The organism is Synergistaceae bacterium (genome assembly GCA_012521675.1).
Classification (GTDB): domain Bacteria; phylum Synergistota; class Synergistia; order Synergistales; family Aminobacteriaceae; genus JAAYLU01.
The window spans coordinates 1-12,778 of record JAAYLU010000005.1 but is presented as its reverse complement, the minus strand read 5'-3'; the positions used below and the strand labels follow the sequence as shown (position 1 = coordinate 12,778).

The window sequence follows — 12,778 nt, the reverse complement described above, 5'->3', positions numbered from 1 at the left end:
GTTCGACCAGAGGGCCGACTCGGCCGAGCAGTGCATCCAGATGAGCACAGGCGGAGAGCGCCCGGTCGTGCGGACGGCGTTCGTGTACGTCCTGAAGGGCGACCTGTCGCTGGAGGACGTCGACGCGGCGATTCGTTACCTGTGCAACCCGGTCGAGTCGCGGCTCGCCTCGATGGAGTTTCCCGCGACCCTTCGGAGCGAGAGCTCCGAGCCGCCTCTTCCCGCCGTGCTGGAGGGCTTCCGCGAGTTGAACGAAAGAGGGCTGAGCGACCTGATCGCCCGCGAGGGGCTCGCGCTGGGGCTGGACGACCTGCTGGTCTGCCGCGGTCACTTCCGCTCGGAGAGGCGCGACCCCTCGATCACGGAGCTGAGGGTGCTCGACACCTACTGGTCTGACCACTGCCGCCACACCACCTTCCTCACGGAGATAACCGATGTCGCCTGTCACGTCACCGCCGCCTCCGCGACGCTGGAGGAGCTTCGGCGCGCGCGCAGGCTCATGGGGAGGGAGGACAGGCCCCTCACCCTGATGGAGATAGTCACATTGGCGGCCAAGCGTCTGAAGAGCGACGGCGGGCTTCCGGAGTACGAGGAGACGGAGGAGAACAACGCCTGCACCCTGAGGGTGACCGCGAGCACGAAGGACGGACCCGAGGAGTGGCTGCTCTTCTTCAAGAACGAGACGCACAACCACCCCACGGAGATCGAGCCGTTCGGCGGCGCGTCCACCTGCCTGGGCGGGGCGATTCGAGACCCCCTCTCGGCCCGTGCCTACGTCTACGCGGGGATGAGGGTGACAGGCTCGGCGGACCCGACCGCTCCCCTCGAGGAGACACTGCCCGGCAAGCTCCCCCGGAGGTGCATAGCCCGTAGGGCGGCGGAGGGCTTCGCGAGCTACGGCAACCAGATAGGAGTACCCACTGGCTGCGCGAGGGAGATCTACCACCCGGGCTACGTCGCAAAGAGGATGGAGGCCGGGGCTGTCCTGGCGGCGGCCAAGGCCTCGCACGTGAGGCGAGAGAGTCCCGCTCCCGGCGACGTGGTGCTGCTGGTCGGCGGCCGGACGGGGCGCGACGGAATCGGCGGCGCGGCCGGGTCGTCCGTCGAGCACACCCGAGAGTCCGCCGACGTCGCCGCGGCCCAGGTGCAGAAGGGCGACGCCCCGGAGGAGCGCAAAATTCAGCGGCTCTTCCGCGATCCCGAGGTCTCTCTCCTGATCAAGAGGTGCAACGACTTCGGCGCGGGCGGCGTGTCCGTCGCGGTCGGAGAGCTGGCGGACGGGCTCGACATCGACCTCGACTCGGTAAGGACGAAGTACGTCGGGCTGGACGCCACGGAGCTCGCCATCAGCGAGTCCCAGGAGCGCATGGCCGTGGTGGTGGAGGCCCGGGACGTCGAGCGCTTCAGACAGCTGGCGGCGCTGGAGAATTTGGAGGCGACGCCAATAGCCACGGTCACCGACTCCCCCCGCCTTGTCATGCGCAAGGGCGGGCGCACCGTAGTCAACCTGCCCCGCTCGTTCCTGGACGAGAACGGCGCTCGGAAGACCACGACGGTCGAGATAGCCCGCGCGGAGTACGATCCATTGAAGACACCCGGCGGTCTCGCGAAGGGGCTGCTCGCCCTGGCGAACGACCTGAACGCCTGCTCGCAGCGGGGCATGACGGAGCGATTCGACAGCACGGCGGGCGCCGGCACGCTTCTGCTCCCCCTCGGAGGAAGGCGGCGGGCGACGCCCCCGGAGGCGATGGTACACTCCCTCCCGGTGCCGGGCGGAACGGAGACATGCTCCTTCATGTCATTCGGATACAACCCGTTCATCAGCGAGAAGAGCCCCTACCACGGCGCCTACCTGGCCGTGGTGGAGTCGGTCGCCAGGCTTGTCGCAGCCGGCGCTTCGACCAAGAGGGTCTACCTCGGCCTGCAGGAGTTCTTTCCCAAGCCGGGAGCGGATCCGCGGCGATGGGGGCTGCCGTTCGCGGCGGCGCTCGGCGCATATCGCGCGCAGATGGAGCTGGGGATAGCGGCGATCGGCGGCAAGGACTCTATGTCAGGCACATTCGAGAGGCTGGACGTCCCCCCGACCCTCGTGTCGTTCGCGGTGGCGGCCGGGGAGAGGGAGCTCGTGCGGTCTCCGGAGTTCAAGCGCGCCGGGCGGCGCGTGATCTGGCTGCGCCCCGATACGGGGACGGACGGGCTGCCGACCGCGGATTCGCTGAGGCGCATCTGGGAGCAGGCGTCGAGCCTGATCAGGGAGGGAAAGGCGCAGGCGTGCGCTGCGCCCTCTTACGGCGGGGCGGCACTGGCCCTGATGAACATGGCGCGGGGGAACGGCATCGGGATTGATATCGACGGGTCGTACTCGTGCGAGGAGCTCTTCTCGGACTCCTACGGGTCGCTGATACTCGAGGTGACGGACCAATGCGAAGAGGGCCCGACCCTGGGCCGCACCACGGGCGAGCCGTCGCTTCGACTGGGCGGGGACTCGGTCTCGGTGGACGAGTTCGAGCGCATAGCCGAACAGCGGCTCTCTTCGGTCTTTCCGACGACGACAGAGGATTCCGGGTGCGCACCAATCGCGATCTCGACGGCGAACCGGGTTCGCACGGGCCCGTCCGTTGCGTGGCCGCTCGCGCTGATACCGGTATTCCCCGGCACCCACTGCGAGGACGAGACCGCCGACGCATTCGAGCGAGCGGGAGTCGAGGCCAAACTTCTGATCGTGCGCAACAAGACACCGCAGGATATAGCGAAGTCCGCCGAGGACTTCGTCGCCCTGCTCGCAAGGGCGCAGATACTCATGCTGGCCGGAGGCATGTCCGCGGGCGGCGAGCCGGGGGCGCTGATAGCGGCCTTTCTGAACCGCGCCGCTGTGCGGGAGTCCGTAACGAAGCTGCTGGATCGAGACGGGCTTGTCGGCGGAATCGGGGATGGTTTTCACGCCCTGCTGAGGTGCGGACTGCTGCCGTGGGGGAGGTTTTCTTCCGACTCGGAGGAGGCTCCGGCGCTTGCCAAAAACCGCATTGGGCGTCACCAGTCGCGCCTTGTCGCGGTGCGTGTTGCCTCCGAGCTGTCCCCGTGGTTCGCCGGCTACAGGGTCGGCGAGTCGTACACGCTGCCGATCTCGACCGGCGAGGGGCGGTTCGTCTGCTCTCGCACTCTGTTCGACGAACTGGCGCAGGCCGGGCAGATAGCGGCGCAGTACTGCGACGAGGCCGGCGAGCCGAGCATGGGGATCGACCACAATCCGACGGGCGCCGACTTCGCGGTCGAGGCGCTGACCTCTCCGGACGGCAGGATCATGGGCAGGATGGGTCACTCCGAGCGGATGTTTCCGGGGCTCTACCTGAACGCGCCGACCACCGGCAGAGACCCTCTGTTCGAGTCCGCCGCGGCGTACTTCAGGTAAAAACCCACGGCTGAAAACCGAGATCCCTCCTCGCCTTCGGCTCCTCGGGATGACAAGAGGGGCGCTCGCTCGGGATGATGGGAGGGGCGCTCGTTCGGTCGCCTGCTTGCCCCTCGTCGCTTTGCTCCTCGGGATAAGCGATCGACAAGGCTCGCTGCGCTTCGCCTGTCGCCTGCTTAATCCCGAGGCGGGTTATGCCAACTACGCTGTCATCCCGAGGCGGGTTCATCGCCGAGGGATCTGCTTTTGACTTGTAACGCATATGGCGTTATCATCCTCCGTGCAGGAGGTGTTTCCATGGGTGAACGAGTTACAAAAACCAAGCGTCACGGATACCGCAGCGTCAACGTTCGGCTGTCCGCCCGAGACAAGGAGCTGGCGGAGAGTATCTTCAGGAAGGTCGGTTTGACTCCCACGGAGGCGATACGGCTGTTCTACCGGCAGACCATCAACACGGGAGGCATCCCCTTCGGACTCGTTTTGCCGAAAGAGACCCTGGCGGCAATGCGCGAGGCCGAGTCCGGCACGGCGGAGGAACTGTCGCTGGACGATCTGAAAGCCGAGTTGGATGCGATCCGTTAGACAGACGGCTGCGTTCAAGCGCGACTTCAAACGGGAGAGCAAGGGGCCTTCGCGGTTAATCCTCAAGGAACGTCTTTTGGGCGTCATCTCAGCGCTGGCGATCGGGGAACCTCTTGATCCGTCGTATCGTGATCATTCTCTCGGGGGGAACTGGCGAGGTCATAGAGAGTGTCACATAGCTCCGGATTTGTTGTTGCTATACCACCTATCCGATGAAACCCTTACCCTGGTGCGCCTTGGAAGCCATGCGAAGCTTTTCGGGCTGTGAAGAGGGTGGAGGGGGAAGATCCCTCCCCTCCACACTCTGACCTCTGGATGGCAGTCCCTGCTACAGCTCCTTCAGCGCGGCGATCGCCGCCTCGTAGTCCGGCTCCGCTATCTGCTCCGGGACGATCTGAATGTAGCGCACTACGTCCTCCTTGTCGACGATGAATATGGAGCGGGCCAGCAGGCGCAGCTCCTTCATCAGCACGCCCCAGTTCGTCCCGAAGGACGCGTCCCTGTGGTCCGACAGTGCGATGGCGTTGTTGATCCCTCCGGTGGCGCAGAATCGGGTGATCGCGAACGGCAGGTCCATCGAGATGTTCAGCACCACCACGTCCTTGGGCTGCTTCGCCGCGTCCTCGTTGAACCAGTGGATCTGGAGATCGCACACCGGCGTGTCAAGCGACGGAGTGACGGAGATGACCTTGGTCTTCCCTGCATAGTCCATCAGCGTCTTCGGCGCAAGGTCTTTATCGAGCACCAGGAAATCCGGCGCTTTGTTCCCCGGCTTAAGCCCGGGGCCGACAAGGGTGATCGGGTTGCCCTTCATCGTCGTGATTCCTCTTCTTTCCATTCTCTGCTCACCTCCGTAATTATCTGTTTCCAGCCGATTCTATCATAATCGACGCCATTGTCATGACAGGGCCCCGGACAGCCAGTGGTCGATAAGCCTGCGCGATATGCTGATAGACGGTGGTATCTCCGGCATGTCCTCCGGAGTGAACCAGTCGGCGTCGGCTATCTCCACACCGTCCGGGGCCAGCTCTCCCTCGGCCCATTGCGCGGTGAAGCCCAGCATCAGCGAGTGAGGGAAGGGCCACGGCTGGCTGCCGAAGTACTTGATATCCTTCACCCTGATGCCCACCTCCTCGAATAGCTCGCGCTCCACCGTCTCCTCCAGACTCTCCCCCGGCTCCACGAAGCCTGCGAGCACACTGTATCTTCCGGGGGGGAAGCGCGTTCCTCTGGCCAGCAACAGCTTGCCGTCGCGGACCACCGCCACGATCACAGCGGGGCAGAGCACCGGGTAGGAGACGTAGCTGCAGCTTGGACAGCCGTAGGCCCGCCCCTCGTCCGTCGGAGTCATCTGCGAAGCGCAACGCGGACAGTAGCGGCAGTTGCGCCGCCAGTCCATCATCTGGAAGGCCGTACCCGCAGCCTGAAAAAGCGCTTCATCGCCAAGGCCCCACATCTCGCGCAGCCCCGCTGTCTCATAGCCCCCGGGCATAGGCTCCTTCGACGGGTACTCCCCCCATGAGAACCCGCCCCTGTACGGCGAAAGGACGCCCTGCAGAGAGAGCAGACCGCAGAGTTCCGCGACATCCTCGTCCGTCGGCAGGACGAGTGGGGTCCTGGACTTAACCAGCACCTGATCGTTGTGAAATAAAAGCCACTTTCCGGCCGAACCTGTGTCGTCCGTCAATCCGTCATCTCCTTTGATATTTATCGCGTGAAAAGTCTAACACACGTCCCGGAGGAGCACAACAGGCTAGCAGCCGGCCGGTACCTCCGGCAGACAGTCCAGGTCCTCCAGGCGAACGCCGGAGTGACTGTCGCGCCTCGGACGCCACTCCTTGTCGCCAAGCAGAAGGGCCGGCATCAGCAGCCTGTGCCCGACCGCGGTGTTGATACGGTCCGACACGTGCGACAATGCCGATCCCCGCCCGGCGTCTCCGTCGAAGAGAGAAAGCTGCACGGCGTTCGCAGGCGATAGCCGCCCCAGCATAACGTGCGCCTTGACGTACTCCAGCCCGTCCCTGTATATGGAGAGCATCGCCTCCGTCGCGGCCCCTGTCAGTACGATGTCGCTGTCGGTCGGCGTACTTATAGGCGCCTCCGCCGATGCGCCGTAGAAGGGAGCTCGGAAGCGGCTGGTGGAGATGCTCACGGCGATATTGCCCGCCAGAGAGCCCTGCGAGCGCAGGCGTCTTCCGGCTATCAGAGTGAACTCGGTCACCGCCTCGGCCAGGGCCTCCCTGCTGCGGACCGGGTGCGCAAAGGTGCGCGAGGACTGTATGGACTTCTGCGGCTTCTCCTTCTCCTCTATAGAGAAGCATCTTATGCCGCGAAGCTCCCACGCAGTGCGCAGCCCCCGCACGCCGAGCCGCTTGTCCAGCCAGTCGTCGCGCGCGTTTCTCAGATCAAGAGCAGTCGAGACGCCGCGCTTGCGCAGACAGGCGCTCCACCTGCGCCCTATCCCCCAGACGTCCTCCACCGGGACGTCGCGCAGGAAGTAGTCCCACTCTCCGCCGGGGGGAAAGACGAAAACTCCACCCGTCTCGGGGCGCTTCTTGCCGCGCTCGGCCGCCAGCTTTGCCGCCGTCTTGGTCGGGGCCAGCCCCACCGAGATCGGTATCCCCGCCTCCCTGAGGACGGAGGCCCGCAGCTCGCGCCCCCAATCCTCCACGCGTCCGCGCGCTTCCGGCGGAACCTCCAAAAAGGCCTCGTCCACCGAGTAGACCTCCATCGAGGGTGTTCGCCCGCGCAGAGCCGCCATCACCCTGTTGGATATCTCCTCGTAGAGCTGAAAGTTGCTGGAGAACGCCACGCCCCTGCGCTTCTCGAAGAATCGCCGTACTTTGAAGTACGCCTCTCCCATCTTTATCCCCATGCACTTTGCCTCGTTGGATCGCGAGATGACTATCCCGTCGTTGCTGGACAGCACCACCACCGGCCGCCCCTCGAGGTCCGGCCGGAACAACCTCTCGCACGAGACGAAGAAGTTGTTGCAGTCGCACAGGGCCAGCATTCCCCCACAAGGTCTCAGACTGGGGAGCGAATTATCCATGTCACCACGCCCCACACGGTCGACGGGTTGAATTTCGGGCCGAGGGTCGCAACCCTGAGTCCCTTCTCCGTTCTCAGCACCACCCTGGCCCCCTCCGACGGAGGGAGAGAACGGTCGACCACCAGTATCGACGGCTCGGCACCGGAGCACCGCATAAAGAAAGTGGAGGAGGGCCGGGGAAGGATCATCTCCAGTAGACGGGCGGCGGAGCTGCCCTGGACCTCGTTGCTTCGCGTCATCTTGACCGCCACGATAGCACTCTCCCTTCGAATGTCTTCGTGCACAATACATACATACTGTATTCGTATGTCAGTATAAAGACATACGATTGGAATGTCAATATCTAAAATATAGAACTGGGTGTATTTGTCCGGGGAGAGCGGGGCTCGCGGCGGAGGTCTGCTGCGAACAGGAGGAAACACGGAGGGCGAAATGGTTCCCTGTTCTCTTATCCTCGCATGTGTGATATGCTTTGTCGCGTTCCGTCCACCGAAATGGCAAAGGAGCAAAAAAGCGTGAGCGCGTCAAAAGCCAACTACTGGTCGTTGTTCAAGGACCGGAACTTCCCCCTGTACTTCGTCCTGACCCTGTCGTTCTTCATGACGATCTTCTTCCGCGTGTCGGCCTCGGTCATCATGCCGCTGGAGGCGGAGCGTCTGGGTATCAGCGCCTCGCTGGTCGGGTTCATATCCAGCGCGCACTTCTACTCCTACGCCCTGATGCAGCCGATCTCGGGCGTCCTCCACGACCGGCACGGGCCTGTCAGGGTCGTCGCGTGGGGCCTGGTACTCACCGCGGCCTCGTGCCTGCTGCTGACCCTCGTCAGGACCCCATTCACCCTGGGGGTCTGGCGTCTCGTCTCCGGGCTCGGCGTATCCCCGATGTACTCGGCAACATTGGTGTTCATCGCCTTCGCCTTTCCCCACGAGCGCTACACCTTCTACGCGGGGATAAACTTCGCGGTCTCCAACCTCGGCGCGATGGTCTCGGTCGCGCCTCTCGGCTTCGCGGTGGACAGATTCGGCATAGGGCCGGTGTTCACGGCGCTCGCCGCGATCAGCTCAGTCATGGCACTCGTCCTCGGTATGAAGGCGAAGGAGGACCCTCTGAGGAAAAAAGCCGCAGACGGGGGCAAGTCCAAGTCCCTATCGTCCCTCGTCCCCGGGATCGGAAGAGCTCTGATCTTCGTGTTCCGAGACAGGCGGATGAGGGCCCTCATGACTCTCTGGGCGGCCTCGGCGGCGTCGCTGGTGGTCTTCCAGGGGCTGTGGGGTGCGGTCTGGTTCGAGGTGGCCTTCAAGGTGTCGGCCGCGTCCGCCCGCTTCTGGAGCTCCTTGATAAGTGTGGGGATGATGGTCGGCCCGTTGCTGGCGGGTGGTATCGTCATCACGCCGGAGAGGTTGCCGATCACGATACGGAAGACGATTGCTTTGAACTCGGTCGTCTGGTTCGTCCTGCTGGGGGTGGTCTACCTGGCGTGCCCGGTATGGGTGGGGGGTGTCGCAGCCCTGGCACTGGGTGCGGCCACCGGCCTTCGCGGCATCTTCGTGCTCGCCGGGGTGACGGCCTTGACGCCTCCGGAAGAGAAGGGAGTCGTCTTCGGCGCGATGAACATGATCGCCGTCTTCTCCACGATACTCTCCCAGTGGCTGAGCGGTGTGATAATAGACCTCTTCCCGACCGCAAGGCCGGGCGTGTACACGGAGGAGGGCTACTTCGCCGCCTTCCTGCTGGTGGCGTGCGTGCTGTCTCTCAGCATGCTGGTGTTCAGGCCGCTGGGGCTAGAGCCGCTGAAGGCGAGGGAGGAGTGAGCAGCCCCGCTAAAGCTTGGTGAGAGTGTCGAACCACCAGAAGAAGGACTGGGGGTCCAGTTCGTCCGGGCCTCCCTTGATGAGGCAGTCCGCCTGGTCGAACACACCGGCGTCCCCGTCGTCGGACGGCGCCGGCAGGGCCACGCAGCACATCCCCGCCCGGAGGGCCGCCTCCACCCCGAAGCGAGTGTCCTCGAAAGCCATGACGGCCTGCGGCTCCACGCCCATCCGCCGAGCTGTCTCTAGAAAGATGTCCGGCTCGGGCTTTCCCTTGTTGACCTCGGATGACGACAGTATCATGGAAAAAAAGTCCCGTATGCCCAGGGACTTCAGAATGTCTTCTGCGATGCCGGAGTTCGAGCCGGTTGCAATCGCCATGGGGAGCTTTCTCTCCCTGAAGCCTTCAAGCACCGCCCTCATGGGAGGGTAGAGGCGGGTCGACTTCAGCGCCAGGGACCTGTAGATCGCGTTCTTCTCGTCGATAAGGCTCTGCACGTCGCTCTCCAGGCCGTAGTTGGCCTTGATTCGCCTGACCATCTCGGAAATGCCCCTGCCGATGAAGGCCCTCTTGTCCTCTCGTGAGAATGTAACACCCCTTCGCGCAAGCAGCACCCGGTCGCTCTCGTAGTGATTCTCCTCGCTGTCTATTAGCGTACCGTCCAGGTCGAAGATTATGGCCTTGATAGCCTCGGGCTTGCTCCTCTGCTTCCGTTTCTCCCCCGCGAGAAACGCAATAGGTGTCGCTATCATTATGGTTCTCTCCTCCCATTCACTCTGATCCCAAAGAATTGTAGCATAGAAAACAGCAGATGAGAACTGCTTTGACCAACACACGAAACGCAGTATTATTCGTCATAGAAGAGTTGCTTGCACAACAATTTTTGCACACAAAAACATTTGTATTCTGAAAGAAGAGTGATAGAATACCGAGTAAGAGTGAGTGCATAAAAAAAGGGGGATTTATATTGTTATTTTCAGTTGAAGGGAATAGCTCGATTAAGAAGCGCGCGCCAGGAATCTCCGTGATGATGAAGCTCGGAGGAATTTCCGCCGTATCCTCTTTGATCCCAGTTGTCTTGACAGCTGTAATCGCCATCCTCTTTTTCTCAAATCACCTTGACAAAGAGGCCGTGACCAAGGCCGACTACGCGTTGACGGGGCTGAGGTTCATCATAGACGAGCAGCGCGTAGCCACCGAGGCCCAGACGGCCCTCATAGTCCAGCAGTCGGACATAGTCGAGGAGTTGGTCACGTGGAACACCAAGGGCATCCTGAATAAGCTGACCCCTCTGTGGAAAGAGAGCGGACTCGACTTCGTGACGATAACCGACGCCGATGGGACGGTGTTGGCTCGCCTGCACGAACCGGAGAAGAAAGGCGACTCGGTCCTCAACCAGGCGAACGTCAAAGACGCGCTCAAAGGCAGAACGGCGACTTATATCGAGCCTGGAACCGCCATACCTCTGTCCATACGCACCGGCGTGCCCGTGAAGAACGACGCGGGCGAAGTTGTCGGCGTCCTCTCCGCCGGTCACAGCTTCTCAAACCCCGAGCACGTGGACAGGACCAAGGATCTCTTCGGTGCCGAGATAACGATATTCGTCGGTGACACGCGCCTGATGACCACGATAATTCAGGACGGCAAGAGGGCGGTCGGTACCAAGCTGGATCCGGCGGTGGCTTCGATTGTGCTTGGCGGGACCCCCTACTACGGCTATGCGGACATCCTCGGCGCCCCTTACGTGACGGCGTACGAGCCCATCTTGGACGCGGAAGGCAAGCCCGTGGGGATATACTTCGCGGGCGTCCCGATTGCGTCGGTCGACGCTGTAAGATGGTCGGTGGTCAGGACGGTCTCCCTACTGGGCGGCGCGGTCCTGCTGCTGGGATGGCTCCTCCAGTGGATGATCCTGAGGAAGATAACGAGGGCGATATGGACCATAGGCGGCTTCATGAAGAGCGTCGGGGAGGGCGACCTCAGCCATACGCGCGAAGACATCAACGTGAGGTCGCGCGACGAGCTCGGAGACATGGCCGATTCGATAGCCGACATGATCGACTCCCAGCGGGAGATGATTCGAGAGATCAAGGATAAGGCGGTGCACCTGCTCGCCGTCTCCCAGCAGGCCGCCGCCTCCGCCGAGGAGGTCACCAGCGCCGCGGAGGAGATAGTCGAGGGCAGCGCCCAACTGGCGATAAAGACCAAGGATGGAAGGGCGAGCGCAATTGACTCCTCCAAGATGATGGTCGAGATGAGCAGCCTCATCCAGATAGCGCAGGCCCTCGCCGGCAACGCGGAGAAGAACTCCTCCGACATGGCGAAGGCCGCGGCCGAGGGAGGGGAGACAGTCGAAAAGACCGTCCGCGTCATGGAGATCGTCAAGGAAGCGGTCCTCGAGACAGAGGAGCGGCTGAAGCAGCTCGACGCCTTCTCTCAGAGGATCGGAGTGGTGGGCGACACCATCACCGGTTTGGCTGACCAGACCAACTTGCTGGCCTTGAACGCCGCCATAGAGGCCGCTCGGGCCGGCGAGGCCGGGCGTGGATTCGCCGTGGTGGCCGAGGAGGTCAGGAAGCTTGCCGAGCAGTCCCAGGAGGGCGCCGGGGAGGTCGCCGACCTTGTGGGCAAGATCCTGGAGGGCACTAGCTCTGCCGTCTCCTCGATGCAGAAGAGCCGCGAGGGGGTCGAGGAGGGCGTCTCCGTCGCCCACGTGGCCGGCGAGGCCCTTTTGCGCATCCGCAAGGCTGTGGACAGCACGATAGAGGACGTAGGGAAGATCATAAAGACGACCGACGAGGAGGTCGCGAAGTCCGAGATGGTCATATCCCTGATAGACGACACGGCCACGGTGATGGAGAGCACGGACGAGCACACCCGCAGCCTGGCCTCGTCGATGGAGGACACCGTGTCCGCTATGGAAAACGTCACCAACGGGGCGCAAGAGGTAAGCGAGGCCGCGGAGGAGCTCAGAAACATAACAGAGAGGTTCAGAGTGGACAGAACGGACCACCCGGCGCTCATAGAGCGGTGAGCAAGTTACTTAGGTTACCGTCGTTCTGAGGAGCAAAGTCGCGAGGGATCTCGAGCGCACGCCCGAGATCCCTCGCGTTCGCTCGGGATGACAGAAAATAAGAGTTTAGGCGGCAACCGTATCGCTTCGAACGGAACAGCAATCTTTGTCGTTCGCTTATGCGGCTCGCCCCCAGCCCCGAAGAAGGCGACCGAACGGGCGCTTTTCCCGTTCGTGTCGCTTATCCCTGTTACCCCGAGTCGTATTACCTGCCCTTGACCGGTACCAGCCCCTTCGCGGCCGGCTTGGCGTGTTCGTCGCCTCTATCGATCTTGAAGGCGTGCACAAGGCCGTTCAGCTCCACCGCAAGACCCGCGATCCGCGCCGATCCCTGCGCGACCCGCTCCGCCGCCGTGCCGACCTCGGCCATCTGCCCTCTCACCGTGTCCGCGGACTCGGCGGAGTCGTTCACTCGCGAGGCTATGTTCTGAACCGCGCTCGCTATCTCCTCGCTGGAGGCTGCCTGCTCCTCCGCGACGGCGGCCATGTCCTGCGTGCCCGAAGCGATCTTTGACAATGCCTCCATCATCAGGTCGATCGTCTCCCTCGTCTCCTCAATGAGGTCGCTGGACTCCACTGAATCCTTCGCGTTGGCTTCGGCAGCGGATACGACACCTTCCAAGTCCCTGGTGATCATCGAGGCAAGTTCGGCAATCTTCTGCGCCGCCTCGTTGCTCTCCTCGGCAAGCTTGCGGACTTCTTCCGCGACGACCGCGAAGCCACGTCCGGCCTCTCCGGCCCGCGCGGCCTCGATCGCCGCGTTCAGCGCCAGCAGGTTTGTCTGGTCGGCTATGCCGCCTATCTGGGCGACGAAGTTCTGTATCTCGCGCGCCCTGTCTCCGAGGACCCTGAC

The 12,778-nt window shown here is 63.0% G+C and carries 11 protein-coding genes; 5 read left to right on the top strand and 6 right to left on the bottom strand.

Going from position 1 to position 12,778, the window contains the following annotated elements:
• The 3 genes from GX181_00500 to GX181_00490 all read left to right on the top strand — a co-directional run.
• Window positions 1-3,409 (top strand): phosphoribosylformylglycinamidine synthase (locus tag GX181_00500; protein ID NLM70423.1); only part of this gene is annotated, 3,409 nt, incomplete at its 5' end.
• A gap of 297 nt (window positions 3,410-3,706) precedes the next feature.
• Window positions 3,707-3,991, top strand: coding sequence for a type II toxin-antitoxin system RelB/DinJ family antitoxin (locus GX181_00495; GenBank protein ID NLM70422.1), 285 nt, complete (start codon window positions 3,707-3,709; stop codon window positions 3,989-3,991).
• The gene (locus GX181_00490) at window positions 3,978-4,259 is read left to right on the top strand and encodes a type II toxin-antitoxin system YafQ family toxin (GenBank protein NLM70421.1); all 282 of its coding nucleotides are present in this window, start codon (window positions 3,978-3,980) and stop codon (window positions 4,257-4,259) included. Before GX181_00495 ends, GX181_00490 begins: the two co-directional genes overlap by 14 nt.
• Before the next feature lie 60 nt (window positions 4,260-4,319).
• Here the strand turns inward: GX181_00490 and tpx are convergent, their stop codons facing one another.
• From tpx to GX181_00470, 4 genes are all read right to left on the bottom strand, one after another.
• On the bottom strand, window positions 4,320-4,829 hold the full coding sequence (gene tpx, locus GX181_00485) for a thiol peroxidase (protein NLM70420.1): 510 nt from the start codon (window positions 4,827-4,829) through the stop codon (window positions 4,320-4,322).
• Between the two features lie 60 nt (window positions 4,830-4,889).
• Window positions 4,890-5,483, bottom strand: a complete 594-nt coding sequence (gene nudC / locus GX181_00480) for an NAD(+) diphosphatase (GenBank protein NLM70419.1) — start codon at window positions 5,481-5,483, stop codon at window positions 4,890-4,892.
• Between the two features lie 261 nt (window positions 5,484-5,744).
• Window positions 5,745-7,043 (bottom strand): Y-family DNA polymerase, encoded by a 1,299-nt coding sequence (locus tag GX181_00475; GenBank protein ID NLM70418.1) that lies wholly within the window; start codon window positions 7,041-7,043, stop codon window positions 5,745-5,747.
• Window positions 7,019-7,294: a molybdenum ABC transporter permease gene (locus GX181_00470; GenBank protein ID NLM70417.1), complete on the bottom strand. Its 276-nt coding sequence runs from the start codon at window positions 7,292-7,294 to the stop codon at window positions 7,019-7,021. Before GX181_00470 ends, GX181_00475 begins: the two co-directional genes overlap by 25 nt.
• A gap of 264 nt (window positions 7,295-7,558) precedes the next feature.
• Between GX181_00470 and GX181_00465 the strand changes: the two genes are divergently transcribed.
• The gene (locus tag GX181_00465; protein NLM70416.1) at window positions 7,559-8,854 is read left to right on the top strand and encodes an MFS transporter; all 1,296 of its coding nucleotides are present in this window, start codon (window positions 7,559-7,561) and stop codon (window positions 8,852-8,854) included.
• Between the two features lie 9 nt (window positions 8,855-8,863).
• Here GX181_00465 and GX181_00460 read toward each other — a convergent pair whose 3' ends face one another.
• Complete coding sequence (locus GX181_00460; protein NLM70415.1) at window positions 8,864-9,604, bottom strand: HAD family phosphatase; 741 nt, start codon at window positions 9,602-9,604, stop codon at window positions 8,864-8,866.
• A 311-nt stretch (window positions 9,605-9,915) separates the two neighbouring features.
• On the opposite strand from GX181_00460, the gene GX181_00455 reads away from it, so the two are divergent.
• Entirely contained in the window at window positions 9,916-11,886 is a 1,971-nt protein-coding gene (locus GX181_00455) for a HAMP domain-containing protein (GenBank protein ID NLM70414.1), read from the top strand.
• A gap of 244 nt (window positions 11,887-12,130) precedes the next feature.
• Here GX181_00455 and GX181_00450 read toward each other — a convergent pair.
• Window positions 12,131-12,778: methyl-accepting chemotaxis protein (locus GX181_00450; GenBank protein ID NLM70413.1), on the bottom strand; the 648-nt coding region annotated here is incomplete at its 5' end.

Bases quoted from the DNA above. Each gene is read 5' to 3' on its own strand.
- GX181_00495 (NLM70422.1), top strand. From the start codon at position 3,707: ATGGGTGAACGAGTTACAAAAACCAAGCGTCACGGATACCGCAGCGTC.
- GX181_00490 (NLM70421.1), top strand. From the start codon at position 3,978: ATGCGATCCGTTAGACAGACGGCTGCGTTCAAGCGCGACTTCAAACGG.
- tpx (NLM70420.1), bottom strand. From the start codon at position 4,829: ATGGAAAGAAGAGGAATCACGACGATGAAGGGCAACCCGATCACCCTT.
- nudC (NLM70419.1), bottom strand. From the start codon at position 5,483: ATGCCCGGGGGCTATGAGACAGCGGGGCTGCGCGAGATGTGGGGCCTT.
- GX181_00475 (NLM70418.1), bottom strand. From the start codon at position 7,043: ATGGATAATTCGCTCCCCAGTCTGAGACCTTGTGGGGGAATGCTGGCC.
- GX181_00460 (NLM70415.1), bottom strand. From the start codon at position 9,604: ATGATAGCGACACCTATTGCGTTTCTCGCGGGGGAGAAACGGAAGCAG.